The sequence below is a fragment of the Streptomyces sp. NPDC057099 genome, from assembly GCF_042671245.1.
GTDB classification, from domain to species: domain Bacteria; phylum Actinomycetota; class Actinomycetes; order Streptomycetales; family Streptomycetaceae; genus Streptomyces; species Streptomyces purpurascens.
In genome coordinates this window covers 252580-272295 of the sequence record NZ_JBHUTX010000007.1, presented here as the reverse complement: position 1 = coordinate 272295, position 19716 = coordinate 252580, and the positions used below count along the sequence as shown (strand labels likewise).

Annotated in this window: 19 protein-coding genes and 1 pseudogene; 5 read left to right on the top strand and 15 right to left on the bottom strand. The window is 68.8% G+C overall.

The features are described from left to right. Nucleotides 1–294: 294 nt before the first annotated feature. Nucleotides 295–1446 carry a trypsin-like peptidase domain-containing protein gene (locus ACFT4A_RS13365; protein WP_382829044.1) on the bottom strand — a complete coding sequence of 384 codons (1152 nt, stop codon included), beginning with the start codon at nucleotides 1444–1446 and terminating at the stop codon, nucleotides 295–297. A gap of 157 nt (nucleotides 1447–1603) precedes the next feature. Continuing rightward, nucleotides 1604–1975, bottom strand: coding sequence for a hypothetical protein (locus ACFT4A_RS13360; protein ID WP_382829042.1), 372 nt, complete (start codon nucleotides 1973–1975; stop codon nucleotides 1604–1606). A gap of 603 nt (nucleotides 1976–2578) precedes the next feature. Here ACFT4A_RS13360 and ACFT4A_RS13355 point away from each other — a divergent pair. Beyond that, complete coding sequence (locus ACFT4A_RS13355; RefSeq protein WP_382829039.1) at nucleotides 2579–3145, top strand: hypothetical protein; 567 nt, start codon at nucleotides 2579–2581, stop codon at nucleotides 3143–3145. A 403-nt stretch (nucleotides 3146–3548) separates the two neighbouring features. Here the strand turns inward: ACFT4A_RS13355 and ACFT4A_RS13350 are convergent, their stop codons facing one another. The 3 genes and pseudogenes from ACFT4A_RS13350 to ACFT4A_RS13340 form a co-directional block, all read right to left on the bottom strand. Then, complete coding sequence (locus ACFT4A_RS13350; protein WP_382829036.1) at nucleotides 3549–3872, bottom strand: helix-turn-helix domain-containing protein; 324 nt, start codon at nucleotides 3870–3872, stop codon at nucleotides 3549–3551. Further along, nucleotides 3872–4240: a type II toxin-antitoxin system RelE/ParE family toxin gene (locus ACFT4A_RS13345; RefSeq protein WP_382829034.1), complete on the bottom strand. Its 369-nt coding sequence runs from the start codon at nucleotides 4238–4240 to the stop codon at nucleotides 3872–3874. Before ACFT4A_RS13345 ends, ACFT4A_RS13350 begins: the two co-directional genes overlap by 1 nt. A 975-nt stretch (nucleotides 4241–5215) precedes the next feature. Then, nucleotides 5216–5610, bottom strand: a pseudogene (locus ACFT4A_RS13340) (RidA family protein). A 145-nt stretch (nucleotides 5611–5755) separates the two neighbouring features. Between ACFT4A_RS13340 and ACFT4A_RS13335 the strand changes: the two are divergent. Beyond that, entirely contained in the window at nucleotides 5756–6757 is a 1002-nt protein-coding gene (locus ACFT4A_RS13335) for a helix-turn-helix transcriptional regulator (RefSeq protein WP_382829031.1), read from the top strand. Between the two features lie 113 nt (nucleotides 6758–6870). Here the strand turns inward: ACFT4A_RS13335 and ACFT4A_RS13330 are convergent, their stop codons facing one another. Beyond that, on the bottom strand, nucleotides 6871–7869 hold the full coding sequence (locus ACFT4A_RS13330) for an SMP-30/gluconolactonase/LRE family protein (protein WP_382829028.1): 999 nt from the start codon (nucleotides 7867–7869) through the stop codon (nucleotides 6871–6873). A 111-nt stretch (nucleotides 7870–7980) separates the two neighbouring features. Here ACFT4A_RS13330 and ACFT4A_RS13325 point away from each other — a divergent pair, with 111 nt between their 5' ends. Beyond that, nucleotides 7981–8145: a hypothetical protein gene (locus ACFT4A_RS13325; RefSeq protein WP_382829026.1), complete on the top strand. Its 165-nt coding sequence runs from the start codon at nucleotides 7981–7983 to the stop codon at nucleotides 8143–8145. Here ACFT4A_RS13325 and ACFT4A_RS13320 read toward each other — a convergent pair. The 7 genes from ACFT4A_RS13320 to ACFT4A_RS13290 all read right to left on the bottom strand — a co-directional run bounded on the left by ACFT4A_RS13320 (nucleotide 8132) and on the right by ACFT4A_RS13290 (nucleotide 14844). Beyond that, nucleotides 8132–9130 (bottom strand): aldo/keto reductase family protein, encoded by a 999-nt coding sequence (locus ACFT4A_RS13320; RefSeq protein WP_382829023.1) that lies wholly within the window; start codon nucleotides 9128–9130, stop codon nucleotides 8132–8134. The two genes, ACFT4A_RS13325 and ACFT4A_RS13320, sit on opposite strands and share 14 nt — an antisense overlap. Nucleotides 9131–9172: 42 nt before the next feature. Next, complete coding sequence (locus ACFT4A_RS13315) at nucleotides 9173–10195, bottom strand: aldo/keto reductase (RefSeq protein WP_382829020.1); 1023 nt, start codon at nucleotides 10193–10195, stop codon at nucleotides 9173–9175. Nucleotides 10196–10273: 78 nt separating this feature from the next. After that, nucleotides 10274–11536: an MFS transporter gene (locus ACFT4A_RS13310; protein ID WP_382829017.1), complete on the bottom strand. Its 1263-nt coding sequence runs from the start codon at nucleotides 11534–11536 to the stop codon at nucleotides 10274–10276. 292 nt (nucleotides 11537–11828) lie between these two features. Next, nucleotides 11829–12707, bottom strand: coding sequence for a helix-turn-helix transcriptional regulator (locus ACFT4A_RS13305; RefSeq protein ID WP_382829015.1), 879 nt, complete (start codon nucleotides 12705–12707; stop codon nucleotides 11829–11831). 137 nt (nucleotides 12708–12844) lie between these two features. Next, on the bottom strand, nucleotides 12845–13168 hold the full coding sequence (locus tag ACFT4A_RS13300; protein WP_382829013.1) for an amphi-Trp domain-containing protein: 324 nt from the start codon (nucleotides 13166–13168) through the stop codon (nucleotides 12845–12847). Between the two features lie 121 nt (nucleotides 13169–13289). Then, on the bottom strand, nucleotides 13290–13883 hold the full coding sequence (locus tag ACFT4A_RS13295; protein ID WP_382829011.1) for a hypothetical protein: 594 nt from the start codon (nucleotides 13881–13883) through the stop codon (nucleotides 13290–13292). A 184-nt stretch (nucleotides 13884–14067) separates the two neighbouring features. Further along, nucleotides 14068–14844, bottom strand: a complete 777-nt coding sequence (locus ACFT4A_RS13290) for a TetR/AcrR family transcriptional regulator (RefSeq protein WP_382829009.1) — start codon at nucleotides 14842–14844, stop codon at nucleotides 14068–14070. 54 nt (nucleotides 14845–14898) lie between these two features. Between ACFT4A_RS13290 and ACFT4A_RS13285 the strand changes: the two genes are divergently transcribed. Next, nucleotides 14899–16632, top strand: a complete 1734-nt coding sequence (locus ACFT4A_RS13285) for a CocE/NonD family hydrolase (RefSeq protein WP_382829006.1) — start codon at nucleotides 14899–14901, stop codon at nucleotides 16630–16632. 115 nt (nucleotides 16633–16747) lie between these two features. On the opposite strand, the gene ACFT4A_RS13280 is transcribed toward ACFT4A_RS13285, so the two are convergent. After that, nucleotides 16748–17974, bottom strand: coding sequence for a M20 family metallopeptidase (locus tag ACFT4A_RS13280; RefSeq protein WP_382829004.1), 1227 nt, complete (start codon nucleotides 17972–17974; stop codon nucleotides 16748–16750). A 385-nt stretch (nucleotides 17975–18359) separates the two neighbouring features. Here ACFT4A_RS13280 and ACFT4A_RS13275 point away from each other — a divergent pair, with 385 nt between their 5' ends. Next, nucleotides 18360–19058, top strand: a complete 699-nt coding sequence (locus tag ACFT4A_RS13275; RefSeq protein WP_382829002.1) for a Crp/Fnr family transcriptional regulator — start codon at nucleotides 18360–18362, stop codon at nucleotides 19056–19058. Nucleotides 19059–19093: 35 nt separating this feature from the next. Here the strand turns inward: ACFT4A_RS13275 and ACFT4A_RS13270 are convergent, their stop codons facing one another. Further along, nucleotides 19094–19618, bottom strand: coding sequence for a Pycsar system effector family protein (locus ACFT4A_RS13270; protein WP_382829000.1), 525 nt, complete (start codon nucleotides 19616–19618; stop codon nucleotides 19094–19096). Nucleotides 19619–19716 lie beyond the last annotated feature (98 nt).

Sequence of the window (19716 nt, the reverse complement as noted above, 5' to 3'; positions counted from 1 at the left end):
GCCGGGACGCCCCCGGGCCGCCCGAGTTATTAACACTTTTCTCTCGGGGTTTACACGGCGCCGCGGGCGCGCGGCGCGCGGCGCCGGTCGGCCCGCGCGCCGCCGCTCCTGCCTCCGTCCCGCTCCGGCCCGCGATCCGGCCAGCGCCGCAGCCAGCCAGAAGCCCAGATACCACTAAGGCGAAGAGTAAAATGCATGAAGAGGCACCTTAGCGGCTCCCAAAAACCATGGTCCGGCATACCTGCCCGACCGAGGGAATTCTGGAACCAGCACAGAGTCTGCCGGGAATCCGCACTAAGCGAAGTCCAACCCCGACTCGGGGCGGATGTCGCTTTCATCTGCGAATCCGAGCGGAAAATACCCGCGCCTAACAAGCAGTGCACCTACAGACTGCGCTGCAGCATACACCCTGGGGGCGACCTCTGAGTAATTCCCCTTGAAGTCAATCTTGCAATACCCAAGCCGCATTAGCGAGAAGGAGAAATAGATATTCGAAAGGCGGCTTCGCGCCACCCTTAGCATTTCAGGAAAAATGTTGTCTCTATCACTACAACCATCGCCGCATGTGATCGTCATGCCGCAAGTTTTCCCGTCATCGAAGATGGCGATTTGTGCGGTCACACGTGAAGGTTCACCAGAGACAGGCTCATCGCTGGAAAAGCTGAATTCGCTGGTATTCCAGAGACCGTCCCACATCTCTGCCTGACAATCTGGCAACATTCGATGCCAAGCCAGACATTCATAGATCGGTTCCACTGCAAGAACCGCCATGTATCCCGACTCTACGGAACCTTCTCCCGCAAGCAAGGATCGCGTCACCATGCCAAGGGCAAATCCGTACTCCGAAAAAGCAACACCTCCACTGAACCCACCTCGCGCTGTTGCAGACAGAACGAAGTGAACGTAAGGAGTTTCGTAAAGGTCTACCTGTGCACTGATTTCAGCACGGGCGCCAACTAGTGCAGGTGTCGTCGTCATGGGAATCGGCGGGTACCCCAAAATTACCGCCTCTGTGAGGACGAAGTCACTCCCCCCGAGCCAATCATCCAGGTGACTCCCTAGCGGGATCACCGGCGTACGCGGGTCGATTGCATGAACTTTGAATACTGCCACATCGACTCGTTCGTCACTGTGCAGATAGGGTCCGGATTCAATGCGCATCACTCCATTACGCACCCAATGCACAGCCATTCTCTCATCGTTTACGTAGAGAAAGGTGGTAGCGTTCACCGCCTCTGCTCCGGTGAGCGGAATATGAACTGACTCTGTTGAGCCAACTTCGACTACCTTTTTACCTTCTACAACATGTCGAGCGGTAACGAAAACTCCCTCGCCGACATGGAAAGCCGTTCCTATGCTCAGGTCGCCAGTCGGGGACTCGACCTCAACATAAGCTAGCGCTGCGGCGTAGCTCTTGAAGACCTCTCTCGCTTCGCCTGTGTTCATAAATTACCTACCGGATCTGTTCACTTATTGACACCTCTTTGAAGCACGCCACGAATGAAGGCACGGCCTCCCATGCCGAGACCGTGCCGAACTCGCAATAGTTAGTCGTCTAATGCCAGCGAGCGACTGAGATCTGTCCGCTTTGCGGACTAGAAGTTCAGCTACCTACAAGACGATCACCATGAAGCCGTGCAGCTCGACGCCAATCGCAAGCCGTACACCGCTCCAGCCAAACATACGGTGAAGCATCCTTGGCTCTGTTCTCCGGCATCTCAGCAAAATTTCGCCGTTCTCGAACTCGTCCACACGGCTTGTCAAGCGAGTGATACACCGTCAGATCCGGGCCCGGTGTCATCCGAACAAGGCAAGGAAGGTTCACATCGCTATTCCCCAACTCGGCGATCTTGCGGTTCACTTCTCGCACTTTAAGATCGAGTGCGACTCGAAGGCTCTGCACTTCCTTATAGTGATCATCCAGCAACTTAAGCTTCTGTAGACGCAACTCATTGATCTTGCCTTGAGTGTCCACGAGAAAACCTTCCTGAGCAACCATTCAGTGTTGTAACACTTCTTATCGTGCAAGTATCCGCCACAGCCAGCGCTCGCACTTTTTCCGGGGAAGCTTGTACGTTTTCTAACGCATCACCTGCTGTTTGTGGTAATGGGCGCGGGTGAGGAAGTGGGCCGGGAGGCGTCCTTCGGCCCGGCCGGCGGGGCTTGCTCTGCCCGACGACATGGCAGCGTGGCTGAGGCCGTTGGGGGTGCAGCGAGGCACACGCGTGCGTGGTCGGTCGGCGCACCCGCCATCGCGGCTGACTGTCGTCGGCTGAGGCTCAGACACTCCGGGTCCCAACTCCACCCATGAACGTTCAAGGGGAAGACGCCATGCCATTCGCGTGCCAGATCGTACGGGCAACCACGGGGAACAGTGGGGACTGCCCCGGGAGGATCCAAGGCTCCAACGCCACCCGCCCCAGGTCAGTGCAGCAAGCTTCGCCAAGAAACCCAAGCTTCCCAAGCTGAGAGCTCGAGTCCAATGTGCGTCTCCCGCTCCACTACGAACGCCCAGGTTCAAAGCCCGGGCCCTTTCTGCTGCCTACAGCCATCAGTCGTCACGTGCCAGACTCCCCTCGTGAGTGAACTCGTGACTGCGATCGTCAGTGGAGCGGCTGGTCTCGCCGTGGGGGGAGCGGCCTCGGCCGTTCAGGTGTGGAAGGTGAGGAAGAACGCGACTGAGGCCAGCAAGGCTCGTAAGGCGCGGGACGCCCAATTGGTTGGCGAGATTCGGGCGACGGGGCAGGCGTGGATCGAGTACCTCCTGCGCACGTGTGTACGGCTAGCTGACGGCCAGCGCGTTGACGAGCCAGAGTTCACTGCCCGAGCAGATGAGCTGCGGGAATCCGCCTACCAGGCCATGGCAAAGATCCCGCCTACAAATAACGATGACTTCTTCTATGGGTCCTTTGGCGACCTGATGAGGCGGTTGCAGCAACAGGTTGAGGACGCCGTCCGGCGTGACGACCGCGACCTTGCGAGGTGGTTGCTCGACCCTGGCTCAGCCCTTCAGGTCTCCCGCCATGACGTCTTCACGCATGCGCAATTTCAGCGGCGCATGTCGACGAAGCATTTGTACCGCTTGATCCAAAATGGCGACTTGAATCTCGGTTCTGGTGGTTCTGCGCCAGGGGATGAAAACTGATTGGCCTCCGCGCCCACCTCCCAGCGCCGAGCTGAGCCCGGGCCCTCGCTGTACAACAACAGCGAAGTACAGCAACCCCAGCGTTCCCTCACGGCCGACGGCGCACGTCCCGGGCCCCTGCGTGACCGCTACGGCCGTTGCTGGCCCACTCACATAGAGCTACGGATCAGAAGGCTTCTGACATCCACGGCTGACATCAACGACGCCGGACGGTGGCGTACACCAGCGTCTCTGTCCGGCCGTCGGACCAGTCGACGGCCACAGCTAGAGCGGGATTGGATCGAACTCCTAAAGCGGGTGTCGCAGGTTCGAATCCTGCCGGGGGCACAGTCAGAAGGGCACCTATCGGACTCTCGTAGGTGCCCTTCGGGATCTCATGGCCGACGGCCCGCCTGGCAGCGGCTCAGGCAGCGTGCGGGGTGAAGGTGACATGCGATTCGTCTTCGTCGATGATCAGGTTCAGCGTGCCCTCCAGGGCCTTAGCCAAGCGCCACAGCAACGGCAGAGTAGGCACGGTGTCGCCGCCCTCCATCCGGGACACCTGAGGCTGCGTCATCCCAGCCCGCTCTGCCAGTTCCGCCTGGGACAGACCGAGCTCGGTCCGACGGTTGTGGACCGCCTGCCCGAGATCGCCGGCCAGCCTCGCGTCGACGTACTCCTGGTCGTACTCCACCGCCTCACCCGCAAGCTGCCGGGCCCGGCGCGTCCTCCACGTGCTGTGATTCATCAGCTCTCCTTGCGCCGCTCGTACGTGTGCTGGGCATGGCCATGCTCGGCCTCGCAGACCTTTTGGGCCTGATGCGCGCGCTCGACTTCCGCCGCTTCACGCATCCTCGTCTTACGGAAGACCGTCAGCAGCACGATCCGTTGTCCTGGCGCAAGCCAGTACGGGATGCGTACGGCTTCGCCGTCCAACTCAAAGCGGAGCTCACGTAGCTTGCCACCCAGGTGCCGCGAGTACGGCTCGCCGAGGGTCGTCGGCTCGTCCAGCAGTCGGTCCGTCTTGTCCTCGACCCGCCGGTAGAGGCGGAACGGAAGCAGCTCCAGCCAACCCCGTACCTCGGGTTCGATCTCGATCTCCCACCGCCCCGTCATGCAATCAACGGTATATACCTCCAAATGCATAGCGCAAGCCGCCACGTACCTCGGAAGCTGCACTGCCCCATACCGCGCTGCCACCTCACCCCGCCCGACAAGGTCGCTGTCCGGCCGCCCCAGAACGGATTCGGCACACATAGAGGACGCGAAGCCTCGCAAGGACGTGAGAACTGCCGAGGAGAGTTTGCCCAGGCCAGACAGCTATCAGCAGACGTTTCTGCAGGTCACAGCCCCGCCCAAGGAAAACTCCTAAAGCGGGTGTCGCAGGTTCGAGTCCTGCCGGGCGCACAGCTAGAAGGGCCAGCTCAGGAGGGGTTCCTCCCCGGCTGGCCCTTCGTTGGCATCAAGGGCGTGTCATAGGCGTGCCACTACGTCGAGGGGCCCTGGTTCCGAGCACGCGTGGTTGTCGGGACGAAGAGGCTCAGCCGGAATGTGGTCGGTTGGGTGAGGCGCCCGCAGATTCTGTCCAGCCGTACCGCTGTCCAGTCGATCTGCGTGTCCGACGCTTGGAGACCGCGTAGATGAGCGTGCCATTGTGACTCGTCCTGGGTTTCGAAGAGCACCTCCCAGTGGCCCGCGCCGGGTGCGAAGCGAGCAGCAGTCCGTTGTGCCTCGTCCTGTCTTTGACGTCTTCTCTTGCGCTGCCCCGGCATCAGCCCAGTGTCATCCTCGTCAGCGGTGGCCGCGCTTCTTCTGCTCGATCCGTATGACAGGCGTACTCACAGCCAGCACGACGAGCAAGATCAGCGTGAATCACGTGGGACTCCCGGCGAAGAGCGACACCACGAAGGTCACGACAGCCGCCAGCATGGCCAGACTTGCCCAGAGTTCGCGGTTACTCATGCACCCTCGAAGTGGGGTTCCCCCCCCATGCCTGCTTCAAGGAGGGCCGAGTGCCGAGTTGCCTCCTCCACCGTCACGGTTCTGCCGGGAGCGGCGGCTCCCAGCCCTGGAGCCCGTGGTGTGTCCGGCTCACGCCACGGCGGTTCCCTCGAGTTCGATCAGTTGGCCGGGGATGGCCAGGCGGGTCACGCCGAGCATCGTGGTGGTCGGGGCTGCCGCGGCGGCGCCCAACTGGGCCGCCAGGACGCCGTAGTGCTGGAGGAGGAGGTCGACGTCGGTCGTGTAGAGGTTGAGGCGGACGAGGTTCGTGAGGGACATGCCGGCCTCGTCGAGTACGGCCTTCAGGTTGTCGAGGCTCAGGGCCAACTGCGCTGCCATGTCGCCGTCGTGCCGGGGTTGCCTTCGGTGCTCATCGCGGTCTGTCCTGAGATGTACAGGGTGCGGGTGTGCCCGGAGACGAGCTCGCCCTGGTTGAAGCCCAGTTCTGCGGACCATGTCACCGGGTTGACCGCCGTACGTTCCATTGCCACGTCAGCTCCAATTCGATGCGATGCGATTCATGGGAGTACGTACGTGCATCGGTGCGGTGGCCACCGGCTTGATGTCGTGAGAAGGAGCCTGCCAACAAATCATGACACCCTTGGTCATGTATTCAGTTAGCGTGCTTGTATGCGTGCCGACCGGTTGGTCTCACTGGTGCTCCTGCTGCGTCAGCGTGGTCGGCTGACCGCGGACACGCTGGCCCGCGAGCTGGAGGTGTCCACGCGCACCGTGCTGCGCGACATCGAGGCGCTGTCCGCGGCCGGCGTCCCGGTCTATGCCGAGCGTGGCCGGCACGGCGGATTCGTGTTGTTGCCCGGGTTCCGGACCGAGCTGACCGGGCTGAACCACGACGAGGCCCTCGCCCTGCTGGCCGCCGGATCCGCGCGCGGCGAGCAGGCGTTCGGCCTGGGCTCGGCGCTCGCTTCGGCCATGCGGAAGGTGGTCGACGCGCTGCCCGAGAACCACCGGGTCACCGCGAGCGACGCGGCCCAGCGGTTTCTCGTCGATCCGGAGACCGATCTGCTGTCGCGTCGGCTGGTCGCCGATGAGGTGCCCGGCGCCGCGATGGCCGAGGTCCGGCGCGCCGTGCTCGCCGGGCACAAGCTGCGCATCCACTACGCGGCCACGGGCCAGACGCCGCGGTGGCGCACGGTGGACCCGATCGGCCTGGTCACCGTGCGCGACCGGGGTTACCTGCTGGCCACGAGGGCCGGCACGGACCGTACCTACCGGCTGTCGCGGGTGCTGGCCGCCGAGCAGCTGCCCGAAACGGCGCAGCGGCCGAACCGGGTCGATCTGGACCGGATCTGGCGGGAGCGCTCCGCGCGGTTTCTCTCCGGCGGTGACCACATCACCGTGCTGGTCCGGGTGAACCCGGCGCGGCGGGAGGAGCTGGTGGACACCGCGCTGGCCCTCCGGGCGGAAGATCCCGACGCGGACGGCTGGCTGCGGCTGGAGGTGACCTTCCAGGATTCACGGCATGCCGAGTGGGCGCTGTGGCAGCTCAGCACGGACGCGGAAGCGCTGGCCCCGCAGGGGTTGCGCACTTCCCTGCGCGACCGGGCCGCCGCGGTTGCCACCCGTTACGGAGACTCGTCCCTGTGGCGAGAGGGTGTTCGGCACCTCTGAATGGTCCAGGAGCCAGAGAACGTAGATCGCGTGGAGCTGTGCCCACAGGTTCCCCGAGCCAACGGCACTGTGGAGCCTGCCGCGCAGCTCGTCTCCGTGGACGAGTTTCGCTCTCAGTGGCGCCGGGGGTGCGCGGTGAGGGCGTCGAGGTTGATGGTTCCGCGCTGCAGTTTCGCGTCGTGGGGTGCGTTGAATCCGGCATTGGCGATGAACAGCTGATTGCCGCGTACGGCGGTGGTGGTGGGTGAGGCGAGTCCGTCGTCGACGGTCAGGGCGGTCTCGTGGGTCCCGTTCGGGTGCACGACGCTGACCCGGTCAGTCGGGTCGTTCTGCGCGGCGAAGACGGTGTCGGAGTGGTTGTCGAGGAAGGAGAAGTCGTCGAAGTCGGGGAGATGGCCGGCGACCGTGTGGATGGGGCCGGGGGTTCCGTGGGCGGTGACCGGGATCCTCAGCAGCGTGCCCTGGCTGTAGTTGCTCACCCATACGGCGCCCTTGTGGAAGCGGACGCCGTTCACACCCAGCGGCAGGGAGCCGTCGGGGTCGGCTGCGAGGGCCGGGCCGGTCAGCCAGAGCCTCGCCGGGCCGCCGGATGCGGGCACGGCCCACACCTTGCCATTGCGGCTGTCGGCGGCGTAGAGGGTGCGGCCGGCCGGATCGATGGCCAGGCCGTTGGGCAGACCGTCGGCGGGCAGGGCCGCCAGGCGCTGGGGGCGGCCGTGCGGGGGCAGCTTCCAGGGACCGGCCCGGGAGGCGTCGTCGGAGTCCACGTTGTAGTAGACGGTGCCGTCGCTGCCGCGGGTGTTGCCGGTGATCTGGTCGCCCTGGTGCCCGTCGACGAGGGTGGTGCGCTGCCCGGACGAGGTGATGCGCACGAGCTTCGGCGGCTTGTTCGCGGGGAGGCCCAGCATGGACGCGGTCAGGGAGCCGTCCGGGTTGACGGTGATGTTCTCGGGTGCGTCGCCGGAGGCGAAGTCGAACGCGGCCGCGGTCTTCACCTGGGTGATGACCGGCTGCGTACGGTCTCCTCCGGTGGCGGCGGACGCCGCCGGGGTCGAGACGAGAACAGCCGCGAGAGCGGGGATTGCTGCGGCGTGAGTGAAGCGAAGGCGCATGGTGTTGCTTCCTGTGAAAGCGGCTGGAGGGCTACGGAGCGGTGCCGCACGTTCCCGGGCCGGACGGCGCCCCCTTCCCCGGCCACCTGGTGGCCGGGGAAGGGACTGCGGGTGGGTGCTACGGGAGTGAGGCGCGGCGCGGCATCAGGTGTCGAACCGCACTCCGCCGAGCCACGCGGCGGCGGTGTCGAGCAGGCGGTAGCCGGCTTCGAGCGCGGCCTCTACCGCCTGCTGGGGCGCCGGCTGGGCAACAGCCGCCTGGTCAGCGGTGCTTGACGCCGGCCTGAGCGGAAGGGGCGAGGGTGGGTTCGGTGACCGGGACGTCGCCGAGGGTCTGGTCGACTGCCGCCAGCAGGTCGTCCGACAGCTTCACGCCGGAGGCGGCGGCGTTGGCGTGGACCTGTTCGGGGCGGGAGGCGCCGGTGATGGCGGAGGCGACTTCGCTGCGGCGCAGGACCCAGGCCAGCGCCAGGGTGGGCATGCTCATCCCGGCCTCCTCGGCGACGGGGACCAAGCGCTGCACGGCTTCCAAGGTGGCGTCGCTGTAGACGAGGTCCTGGGAGACCGCCATCTCGGCGCTGGCGAACCGGCTCCCTTCGGGGACGGGCTGTCCGGGCTGGTACTTGCCGGTCAGGACGCCCTGGGCGAGGGGGGACCAGACGATGTGGGAGATGCCGTTCGCGGCGCAGAGGCCGAAGACCTCGGCCTCGGGGGCCTGCCAGAGCATGGAGTACTGCGGCTGGGAGGAGACGAACAAGTCGGGGCCGGCGATGTCGATCGCGGCCTGGATCTGCTCGGGGGTCCACTCGCTGAAGCCGAGGTAGCGGGCCTTGCCCTGCTCGACGACCTTCTGGAACGCCTCGATGGTGTCCTCGATCGGCACGGACGGGTCGAAGCGGTGCGCCTGGTACAGGTCGACGTAGTCGGTCTTCAGGCGCGTGAGGGAGGCATCGATCTGCTTGGCGATCTGGGCGGGAGACAGGCCCCTGTCGGCCGGGTCGTCCGACATCGGGCCCCAGACCTTGGTGGCCAGGATGTAGGAGTCGCGGGGGTGCGCCGAGAGGATCTCACCCCAGGCCGTCTCGGCGGCTCCCCGCCCGTAGACGTTGGCGGTGTCGAAGAAGTTGATGCCGGCCTCGAAGGCCGCTTCGGTGCAGGCGCGGGTCGCGTCGGCCTCGATGCCGCCGGCGTAGGTCAGCCACGAGCCGAGGGAGATCTCCGAGACCTGAAGGTCCGAGCTGCCGAGTGTGCGGTACCGCATGGATGCTCCTTGCTGGTTCGGTGTTCGGTGCGAGTCCCCTGGTCAGCGTCGGCGGGCCGTCGGTTCCAGGGCGGGGTTGGCGAAGCTGCTGTCGGCCGGGTTGATGACCGTGCCGGGGGTGACGATGGCGTCGATGCGGTCCAGGACCGCGGGGTCGAGCGTCACGTCGGCCGCGGGCAGCTGCGTCTCGAGGTGCTGCAGCGTGCGTGGGCCGATGAGGGCCGAGGTGACCGCGGGGTGGTTGAGCGCGAACGCGATGGCCATCTCGATCAGCGTCATGCCGGCGTCCTCCGCCACTTGGGCGAGGGCCTCGGCCGCCTCGAGCTTGCGCTGGTTGACCGGCAAAGACATGTCGAAGCGGTCGACCAGCCGCTGCCGGGCCGGGGACGGGGTGGGCAGGTCGGCGTCCTGGCGCCAGCGGCCCGAGAGCCAGCCGCCGGCGAGCGGGCTGTAGGTGATCACACCCATGCCGTGGCGGGCCGCAGCCGGCAGGACGTCGGCCTCGATGCCTCGCACCAGCATGGAGTACGGGGCCTGCTCGCACACGAATCGCTCCAGGCGCCGGTCCCGGGCCGCCCACTGGGCTTCGACGATCTGGCTGCCGGGGAAGGTGGAGGAGCCGAGGTAGCGGACCTTGCCCTGGCGTACCAGGTCCGTCAGGGCGCCCAGGGTCTCTTCGATGTCCGTGTCGGGTGAGGGCCGGTGCGCCTGGTAGAGGTCTATGTAGTCGGTTCCCAGCCGGCGCAGCGAGTCCTCGACGGCCCGCATGATCCAGCGTCGGGAGTTGCCACGCTGGTTGGGGTCGTCTCCCATCGGGTTGTGGAACTTGGTGGCCAGGACGATGTCATCACGGCGGCCCTTGATCGCCCGTCCGACGATCTCCTCGGACTCGCCGTGGGAGTAGACGTCGGCGGTGTCGATGAAGTTGATGCCGGCGTCCAGGGCGCGGTGGATGGTCCGGGTGGCCTCGTCGTGGTCGGGGTTGCCCCACGGGCCGAACATCATCGCGCCCAGGCACATCTTGCTGACGGACAGGCCGGTCCGGCCGAGCAGGCGGTGTTCCATGAGGGTCTCCAAGGGGTGTGCGCGGGTTTTCCGGATCGGGGCCGGGCGGGGACAGTCGAATCTGTTCCCCGACCCGGGTCAGCTCTGCGTCACTGATCCCGCCTTGCGGCGCGAGGCGGCCAGCAGGCCGAGGGGCAGCAGGGCCGCGAGGGCGAAGGCGAAGCCGGCCAGCGACGGGCCCCGCAGGCCCAAGCCGGAGGTCAGGGCGATGCCGCCGAGCCAGGAGCCCGCGGCGATGCCGACCTGGAACGCGGACGTGGCCAGGGCCATGGGCAGGGACCGGTCGGCTCCGGCGATGCGAACGACCTCGCCGACCACGATGGGGTTGTTGGCGAAGCCGGCTCCGCCGAGCAGCACGACCAGGACCACGGCCACGACGCTGTTGGTCGCCCACAGGGTGATGGCGGCCAGAAGCGCGGAGGTGAGGGCGGTGGCCGGGATGAGCGTGGCGTAGGGACGGCGGTCACCGAGGCGTCCGCCGACCGTGGTGCCGGCCAGGGCGCCGACGCCGAAGCCGAGCATCGCCAGCGGCACGACGGCGGTCGCGAGGTGGGCCCGGTCGGTCAGCAGCGGGGCGACGTAACTGTAGGCGGCCATGATGCCGGCCTGGATGAGCGCGATGGCCAGGTAGACCAGCCACAGGCGCGGATGCTTGAGCGCGGCCGTCTCGGCGCGCAGGGAGGTGTCGGCACGTGTCGTGTCGGCGGGCAGCTGGCGGGCCACCACGACGGCGGCGGTCACGGCGAGAGCGGCGAGCATCCAGAAGGGGGCCTGCCAGCCGCCCAGCTGGCCGGCTGCCGTACCGAGCGGGACGCCGACGATGTTGGCGAGGGTGATGCCGCCGACCATCACACCCATGGCGCGGGTGCTGGCGGCCGGTCCCGCGGCGGCGGTCGCCACCACCGCGCCCACGGCCCAGAAGGTGCCGTTGCCCAGCGCGGCGGCGAACCGGCCGACGAGGGCGAGCCCCAGGCCGGAGCTGAGCGCGCCGACAACGTGACCCGCGGCGAAGACCAGAAGCGCGGCGATCAGGGCCGAGCGACGTGGCAGGCGCTGGGTCGCCATGGACATCACGGGCGCGCCGATCATCATGCCGACGGCGAAGGCGGTGATCAGCGTCCCGGCGCTGGAGACGCTGACATCGAGCGCGCCGGAAATCTGCGGCAGCAGGCCCGAGATGACGAACTCGCTGGTGCCCATGAGGAAGGCCACGGCGCCCAGCAACCACACCACCGGCGGCAGCTTGACCTTCCCGGCAGGCACAGGCACTGCCGTGCCGCCGTCACCCGTGCGCGGTGCGGCGGCCGAGGGGTCCGGCTTCGTGGACGAGGGGGAACTCACTGACGATCCTTTCAAGGTTGCGGGCGGGGCACTTCAGGCCCGCCGCAATCCACGAAACCAGCAGCCGGGCGCGGCAGACAGTCACGCTTGTGAGGGGTAACGGCAGGGACCCCCTCATGCCGAGAGCGTGAGTGCGGACACGGCGAATCGGGGTAAACGGCCGCGGCACGGGATGCGGGCGATGTTGATGGCCGGAGCCGATGTGACGCCGGGTGCGGCGGGCGTGAGGTGGGGCGGGCCGCACGGCATGAGGGCGGTGCCGGGGCGGGGAGTCCGGGAGGGCCGGCTGGGGTCAGCGCTCGGTGTCGGCCTGAGAGGCGGCCGCGTCCCGGTTCTGGCTCGCTGCCCAGCTGGCGAGGAGCTTCAGGGCGTCCGCGCCCGGGGTGCCGGGATCGGCGCTGTAGACGGTGACGGACAGCCCCTGTTCGCCGGGCAGGTCCAGACTTTCGTGAACCAGCTCCATCTCGCCTACCGCCGGGTGGTGGAACCGCTTGGTTCCCTCGGTGAAGACGTGCACGTCGTGTGCGCCCCACAGGGTGCGGAAGGCGTCGCTGCGGGTGGACAGCTCACCGATCAGGTTCGACAGCTCCCGGTCGTAGGGGTTCTTGGCGACCTCGACCCGCAGCACCCCGACTCCGTCGCGGGCCACGCGTTCCCAGTCGGGGTAGAGCCGGGTGGCGCGGGGGTCGAGGAAGACGAACCGGCAGGTGTTGGCCGGCTCCTGCTCGAACACCTCACTGAGCAATGCGCGGGCGAGCGGATTGGCCGCCAGGACGTCCATGCGGTTGTTGCGCACGTACGCCGGCTGGTCGTGCAGGCCTTCGACGATGCGCAGCACACTGGGCCGCACGGTCGCCTTCTTCGGGCGTCGCCGGACCCGGGCAGGACTGGTGTTGGCCGCCCGGGCCAGAGCGTAGAGGTGATCCCGCTCGGTGTCGTCCAGCCGCAGGGCCTGAGCGAGGGCGTCCAGGACGCTGTCGGAGACACCGCCGAGATTGCCGCGCTCCAGGCGCGTGTAGTACTCGACACTCATCCCGGCCAGCATCGCGACCTCCCCCCGGCGCAGCCCGGGCACCCGCCGCTGCCCGTACACCGGCATGCCCGCCTGTTCCGGTGTGATCTTGGCGCGGCGGGACTTCAGGAATGCGCTGACTTCGGCCCGATGGTCCATGGATCCCAGCGTAGGAAGACGAAGCGATCAGTGGGGGTCCCTGTCGGTACCCCTCACAGCACGGACTCCCACAACAGGGCCGGAGTGGATTCCTTGGCGAATGCGCGTCGTGGTCAGGCCCGGGTCTTCCGGCGTGCTCAGGGCTTCTTCGTAGCCGACCGCCTCGTGTTCTTGGTCGTGCTCGTGCCCGTGGTGGTCCGAGCGGCCTTGGTGGGCGGCTTCTTCCGCTTCGGGGTGGTGGTCGGCCATGTGAGTTCGATTTCCAGCTCGATCTCCCCGTTGTCGATCTCGACCTCCACCTCGCTGCGGAGGTCGTCGGGGATGCGCAGGCTGAGCGTTCCGGAGCCGAGTTCCAGTTCGGCGTCGCCGCCTTCTCTCAGGGCGGCTGCGAGTGCCGTGAGCTGGTCGGCCGCCTCCAGGCGTGACAGCGAGCGCTTCTGCTCAAACTTGAGATCCGTCATGCGTGTCTCCGATCCGGCATGCGTAGCCTGACAACGCCCATTTTGGTGCCATGTGCGGGATCGGACATCCTGGACAGTCACTCGGTGGCTCGGTCGGCGTGACGATCGTTGTGCTGCTTCATCATGCGCCTGCTGATCGGGGTGAGCCCGCTCGGCGGCGCTTCCCGTACGCGATGGTCAGTACGGCCAGCAGCGGGCCCCAGAGGATCAGGGGCGCGTAGCAGGCGTAGAACCAGGCCGTCTCCCAGCCGCCCGCCTCGCTGGGGAAGTTGGCGGGCAGGGCGTCGCCGCGGATCGTCGTGCCCAGGATCTGGGTGACGAGGGTCAGGGTGGTTCCGAGGGTGAGGAGCGTGGCGGCGGTGGCCGACGCGATGACCGTTGGCCCCAGCGGCACCCGGCGGCCACCGAGGAGCGGTATCCAGCGTGGGAACACCTCGCCCCAGCGGGCGATCAGGCCGATCGCCGTGAACGCGAGGGCTTCGGAGAGGATCGACAGGAAGACGATGTATGCCCCCTCGCCAGGGCCCGTTCCGTCGTCGAGTACGGCGGGCAGGCGCCAGATGCCGGAGGGCAGGACCACCAACGGTACGGCGTAGGCGAGTAGTTGTATCGGGCGAGAGACTCCGGCCGTGGGCTGGTGGGCCGCCTGCCATGCCGTGCGGAGTCGCCGGGGGCGGGGCACTGTGGGGTTCTCGGCGTGCGGGAGCGGCTGCATGCGCGGTCCTCGGTTGGGGTGGGCAGGTGGCCGGCCGGGTTCGTCATGAGAGTCGCAGTTCCGGGGCCGCCGAGGATCGGTCCGTGGGGTCGACTTGGCTCCGCCGTGCGGGGGATGGGGCATGCGCCCGGAGGGTGGCAGCGGCGGAGTGTCGGGCCTGCCCGGAGGCCTGCCCCCTTCGGGTTCAGTCCGTGCCGAGGCCGTCGATCAGGCGGTTGAGGAAGCGGGTGAAGGTGGCTTCGGGGGTCACGGGGCGGGCGGGGGCCGAGAGGGCTTCGGCGAGTTCCGGGTGATCGCCGTCCGCGGCTACGGCCGCGAGGTAGCGGGCCTCGGCCGCGGCGCGGTCGGGGGAGCCGGCGGCTGCCGCCTGGGTGAGTTCGTGGGTGACGTGGCCGGCGACGAAGGCCGTGAGCTGGGCGAAGACCTCCAGTTTCGCGGCGCCGTCCAGGCCCGTGGGGCGCAGGGCGGTGAGGGCGTGTTCCAGGAAGGCCAGGGTGTTGGGGCCGAGGCTGCGGCGGGTGGACAGGGCGGTGGGCAGCCAGGGGTGGCGCAGCATGTTGGCGCGCTGGAGGTGGGCGACGGTCTTCAGGTCGGTGCGCCAGTCGCCGGTGAGGGCGGCCGCGGGCGTCAGTTCGCCGCTGACGTGGTCGACCATGAGCTCCAGCAGGGTGTCCTTGTCGGGGGCGTAGCTGTAGAGCGACATGACTCCGGCGCCGACCTGTGCGGCGACGCGCCGCATGGTGACCGCTTCGAGGCCCTCCGCGTCCGCCAGGGCCACCGCGGCCGTCGTGATCGCCTCCCGGGTGAAGGCAGGCCTGCGCCCCCTGCGGGCCCCGGCCTGGGATTGGGGCTGCCGGTGGTTCAGCCACAGCTGGTGCGGGTCGTGTCCCGGGGTGCCGGACCCGTCCTCACGCGTCACGGTCTTCGTACTCCTGTCACTGAGGGCCGCTGTCGTCGTCATCCAAGCATCCTCTATTCTCGTACAACGTACGGAAAATCGAGGAGGGGACCGACCATGGCTTCACGCACCCACGATCCCGCGGCGAAACCGGCCTGGACGCCGTCCGCCCGGAAGCCGCCGCTGTCCTCTCGGATGATGCGGGCGATCTGGCGCGGGCTTCCCGAGAAGCGGTACGACGTCGGGTGGGAGCCGGGGCTGGAGGTGCCGGCCGCCGACGGCAGTCCGTTGGTCACGGACCACTACTTCCCCCGTACGGACACGGAGGGCGGTTTCCCCACCCTTCTGGTGCGCTCCCCGTACGGCAGGGGTCTGCCCTGGTCCCCGCAGTACGGCATGCTCTTCGCCGAGCAGGGCTTCCATGTGATCCTGCAGAGCTGCCGCGGCACCGGCGGCTCGGGCGGTGCGTTCGACCTGTGGCACCACGAGGCCGCCGACGGCCGGGCCACGGTGGCGTGGCTGCGCGAACAGCCCTGGTTCGACGGGACCCTGGGGACCATCGGCCCCAGCTATCTCGGGTACGTGCAGTGGGCGCTCGCCCTGGACCCGCCGCCGGAGCTGAAGGCGATGGTGGTGCAGGTCGGTCTGCACGACCCGTACGCCCTGTTCTACGCGGACGGTGCCCTACGGCTGGAGAACGCCCTGCTCGTGGGGCTGGGGATGACGTACCAGCACCAGGGGATCATGCCGGTCGCCAAGGCGACGCTGCGGCTGCAGCGCCGTATGCGCGCCATCGTCACGGCGCGGCCGCTGCGCGGGGCGTATGCCTCCGCCCTCGGGGACGTGCCGTGGCTGGACGACGTGATGACGCACCCGGACGCCGGGGACCCGTACTGGGACGGCGCGTCCCTGGCGCGGGCGGCCGAGGGGCTGAGCGTCCCCACGAGTCTGGTCTCCGGGTGGCACGACGCCCTGGCCGACCAGACGTTCGAGCAGTACGCGCGGCTGCGTGAGGCCGGGTGCGACACCGCGCTGCTGGTCGGTCCCTGGACGCATACCTCCGCCATGCAGCAGGGCTGGCCGGAGGTCTTCGCCGAGAGCCTCGCGTGGCTGCGGGCGCATCTGTGCGGCGATCCTTCCGGGCTGCGTCCCACGCGGGTGCGTGTGCATGTCGGCGGCGAGGACGTATGGCGGGACCTCGACGACTGGCCGTCCCCGTCCTCTCCCGTCACCGCCTCCTCCCCCGTCACCGACTCATGGGTGGCCGCCGCGGACGGGCACCTCGAACGGCGAGCTGCTCCTACGGCTCCCGCCGACGGTGCGGAGTCCGCGCCCCTGGCGTCCCTTCGCCACGACCCGGCCGACCCGACGCCGTCCATCGGCGGTCCCCTGCTGTCCCGGACGGCCGGTGCCCGCGACAACGGTGCTCTGGAGGAGCGGGAGGACGTCCTGACGTTCACCAGTGCGCCGCTGGCCGAGGCCGTGGACGTCCTCGGTCCCGTCTCCGCGCGGCTGAGCGTCTCCACGGACACCGGGTACGCCGATGTCTTCAGCCGCCTGTGCGACGTGGACGCGCAGGGCCGCTCCACCAACGTCTGTGACGGGCTGGCCCAGGTGGAGACGGTGGGGCAGGGGCCCTCGGAGGTCAGCGTGCCGATGAGTTCCACGGCCTACCGTTTCCCGGCCGGGCACCGGATTCGCTGGCAGGTCAGTGGGGGTGCGCATCCGCGGTACGCCCGTAATCCGGGGACCGGCAAGCCGACGGTGGAGGCCGTCGACCTCACGGCGATACGCGTCACGCTGCACGAGGGCTCCGTGCTGTTGCTTCCCGACGGGTCCCGGGCTGTGTGACGCCTGGACACCCGGACAGGTCATTCGTATACGGGAGCGAGGATGGGGGCATGTTCGCACAGCTGCTCGCGGCGGCGTGCAGGTCGCGGGGACGCGGCCCTGAGGGTCGGGCGTGTCAACAGGCCCGTTCCGCCAGCCAGCCCGCCATCGCCCGTACCCCGATGGCGATGGCCCGCTCGTCCGGGGCGAAGTCGGGGAAGTGTGGGTAGCCGGCGGTGACGGGGGTGCCCGGGGTGCGGACGCCGAGGAAGGTGTAGGTGCCGGGGACGCGGTTCAGGTAGAGGGCGTAGTCCTCGCCGCTGAAGGGCGGGAACGCGGCGTGGAGTGTGGTGACGGAGTCGGGGCCCGGTCGGCGGCGCAGGTGGTGGGCCAGGGCGCGGGCGTCCGGTTCCGGGCAGAGCAGGGCGGGGAACGGCTCGGTGGGGAAACGGACTTCGGTGCCGGGGTATTGCTCGGCCAGTCGGCGGATGCTCTCGCGTACCTCCGTGTACCGCTCCTGCGGCCAACAGCGGTAGGAGACGGTCACTTTGGTCTCCTGTGCCACGGCCCGGAGGGCCACGAAGCGGGCCAGCGGGCCGTCGGGGGTCTGGGCGTCGGTGATCATCCGTTCGATGTCCGACGGTGTCCGCGGGGGCGTCACCGTGGCGAGCGCGCCGATCTCGGCGGCCAGTCGCCGCGCGGCGTCGGGTGCGTCCGGGCCCTGGAGAGTCACCTCCGCCTTGTCCTGGCCCGGCATCCCGTAGCCCGGGGTCACGGCGAACCGGCCGACGGGGAAGGGCCCGCAGTGCAGTGCGTGGATCTCCTCGACGCGGTGGCGTTCCAGCACGCCCGCCTCGATCATGGCCCGGGCTCCGGAGAGGCTCTCCTCGGCGGGCTGGAAGAGGAACACCACCGTGCCGCTCAGATGCTGCCGCAGCCGTGCCAGGACCTTCGCGACACCGAGGGCCACGGTCGTGTGGAGGTCGTGCCCGCAGAGGTGGGCCGCGTCCCGGCCGCCCCCGACGATGTCGCCGGGCGGCACCGCGTCCATGTCCGCCCGGTACGCGACCGTCCGGCCGGGTCGCGCGCCGCGCAGGACACCGACCACGCCGTGCCCGCCCACTCCGGTGGTGACGGCCAGCCCGGCCGCTCGCAGCTCCCGGGCGACCACACCGGCGGTACGACGCTCCTCCCCCGGCAGCTCGGGATGCCGGTGGATGTCCCGCCTGAGCCGGATCAACCCGCCCTCCAGGCGCGCCACCTCGGCGTCCACCGGCCCTTGCCCCAGCGGTCCCCTCCGCCCGCCGGCGGCGGCCGTCCCCGCGGTACCCCACACCGCTCCCGCGCCGACTGCCGTCGCCATGCCGGCGAGCAGCGTACGACGCGCGAGTACGTTCTTCTCAGGACGCTTCACTGTTCCCGTTCCCCCTGTGTGATCGTCACGTGGTCACCCGGCGAGCGGGAGACGTGTCCGTACACGATCACCGCGAGCACGGGCCGTCGCCCATCCGGCGGGCCACCGCTTGTGGGTGGGGAACACCCCCGTGGAACACCCCCGTCCCCGCCCTTCGGGCTCGGTGCGCCAGGAGTCGCGCCGGGGAATTCCGTTGCCCGGCCTCGGGCCCGGTCGGCACCATTCCGGACCCCGGCCCCGGACCCCGGCGGGAATACCCGCGAGTACGCCACCGGCCGGCATCGACACCGGGCAGGATTCAAGTCGAGAGACCGACCGGCCGGGGGAGCCTGCCATGCCGTACAGCTCCGCGGAGTGGCCCGCGCGCAGTCTGCTGGGGGCGGTGCCGCCGGAAGCGCGCGGTGAGTTGCTCGAACTGGGCGTGCCGGCGCGGTTCGAGGCCGGGAAGGTGCTGCTGAGCGAGGGCGCCCGGGACCGTCATGTGCTGGTGCTGCTGTCCGGCTTCGCCAAGGTGACGGCACGGGTGGAGAACGGCGAGGAGTCCCTGCTCGCGGTTCGGGTCGGCGGGGACAGTGTCGGTGAGATGGCCGCGTTCGACGGCGCGCCGCGCTCGGCCACCGTGACGGCGTGCGGCCCGCTCACCGCCCGGCTGGTGCAACCGGCGCCGCTGCACGCCCTGTTGCTCCGGCGTCCGGAGGTGCATCTGGCGCTGACCGGGATCATCGCCCAACGGCTGCGCTGGGCCAACCGCAGGCGTCTCGACTTCAAGGGCTACCCGGCGAAGGTACGGCTGGCCCGGCTCCTGGTGGAACTCGCCACCTCCTACGGCCGGCCCGGCCAGGGCGGCATGGTGCTCGGCTGCCGGCTGACCCAGCCCGAGCTGGCCGCGCTCACCGGCGCCGCCGAGACCACCGTCCACAAGGGGCTGCGCGAGCTGCGCCGGGACGGGCTGCTGGAGACGGGGTACGGATCCACCGTCATCCGCGACCTGGAGCGGCTCAGGGAGATCGGGGACCTCACCCCCGAGGACTGACCGGACCTCGCATGCCAACAGCCGTGCCGGTCACGTCAGTTCAGCACCGGCCGCAGCACGACCAGCAGCCCCGCGCTCACCCCCATCACCGCCGTACACCCCACCGCCGCCGTCACGCACCGGTACTTGCGCACCGCCACCTGGGACAGGAACCGGATCGTCTGGGACAGCTCCTTGCGCTCCTGGTCCGGGTCGCCGTCGCCGCCGTCGGGGGTGGGCAGGATGTCGGGGCCCGAGGCGAGGTGGACGAAGCTGTAGCGGTTGGCGCCGGTGGGGCGCAGCACCCGGGGGCGCAGGGTGGCGGCCAGGAAGCCCGCGCCGCCGAACATCGCGCAGAGGAACAGGGCGAGCAGGGCGGCGGCGAGTATGCCCGCCGGGCCGCCCGCGGACGCGGAGCGCAGGGCCGGAGGGGACCAGTAGCCGGCCGTGCCGACGAGGGCGGCCTGGGCGGCGGCGAGGATCCCGGCCTTGGTGTCGGCGTGCTGGTGGGTGGTCTGCAGGGCGGTGAACATGAACTGCGCGGGACGGCTGTCGGGGCGGGTACCGGTGGGCGACGGCATGCTGCTCCTTCTGGGGCCGGTGGGCTGTTCCATGCCTCCAGTACGCCCCGGAACCGGTCACGGAACCTGGGATTTCTGCGGGATTGCGGACGTCGATC

Excerpts from the sequence above, each read along its gene's own strand:
- ACFT4A_RS13365 (WP_382829044.1), bottom strand. The coding sequence starts at position 1,446 with ATGAACACAGGCGAAGCGAGAGAGGTCTTCAAGAGCTACGCCGCAGCG.
- ACFT4A_RS13350 (WP_382829036.1), bottom strand. The coding sequence starts at position 3,872 with ATGAATCACAGCACGTGGAGGACGCGCCGGGCCCGGCAGCTTGCGGGT.
- ACFT4A_RS13345 (WP_382829034.1), bottom strand. The coding sequence starts at position 4,240 with ATGACGGGGCGGTGGGAGATCGAGATCGAACCCGAGGTACGGGGTTGG.
- ACFT4A_RS13335 (WP_382829031.1), top strand. The coding sequence starts at position 5,756 with ATGCGTGCCGACCGGTTGGTCTCACTGGTGCTCCTGCTGCGTCAGCGT.
- ACFT4A_RS13330 (WP_382829028.1), bottom strand. The coding sequence starts at position 7,869 with ATGCGCCTTCGCTTCACTCACGCCGCAGCAATCCCCGCTCTCGCGGCT.
- ACFT4A_RS13320 (WP_382829023.1), bottom strand. The coding sequence starts at position 9,130 with ATGCGGTACCGCACACTCGGCAGCTCGGACCTTCAGGTCTCGGAGATC.
- ACFT4A_RS13315 (WP_382829020.1), bottom strand. The coding sequence starts at position 10,195 with ATGGAACACCGCCTGCTCGGCCGGACCGGCCTGTCCGTCAGCAAGATG.
- ACFT4A_RS13305 (WP_382829015.1), bottom strand. The coding sequence starts at position 12,707 with ATGGACCATCGGGCCGAAGTCAGCGCATTCCTGAAGTCCCGCCGCGCC.
- ACFT4A_RS13300 (WP_382829013.1), bottom strand. The coding sequence starts at position 13,168 with ATGACGGATCTCAAGTTTGAGCAGAAGCGCTCGCTGTCACGCCTGGAG.
- ACFT4A_RS13295 (WP_382829011.1), bottom strand. The coding sequence starts at position 13,883 with ATGCAGCCGCTCCCGCACGCCGAGAACCCCACAGTGCCCCGCCCCCGG.
- ACFT4A_RS13290 (WP_382829009.1), bottom strand. The coding sequence starts at position 14,844 with ATGACGACGACAGCGGCCCTCAGTGACAGGAGTACGAAGACCGTGACG.
- ACFT4A_RS13285 (WP_382829006.1), top strand. The coding sequence starts at position 14,899 with ATGGCTTCACGCACCCACGATCCCGCGGCGAAACCGGCCTGGACGCCG.
- ACFT4A_RS13280 (WP_382829004.1), bottom strand. The coding sequence starts at position 17,974 with ATGGCGACGGCAGTCGGCGCGGGAGCGGTGTGGGGTACCGCGGGGACG.
- ACFT4A_RS13275 (WP_382829002.1), top strand. The coding sequence starts at position 18,360 with ATGCCGTACAGCTCCGCGGAGTGGCCCGCGCGCAGTCTGCTGGGGGCG.
- ACFT4A_RS13270 (WP_382829000.1), bottom strand. The coding sequence starts at position 19,618 with ATGCCGTCGCCCACCGGTACCCGCCCCGACAGCCGTCCCGCGCAGTTC.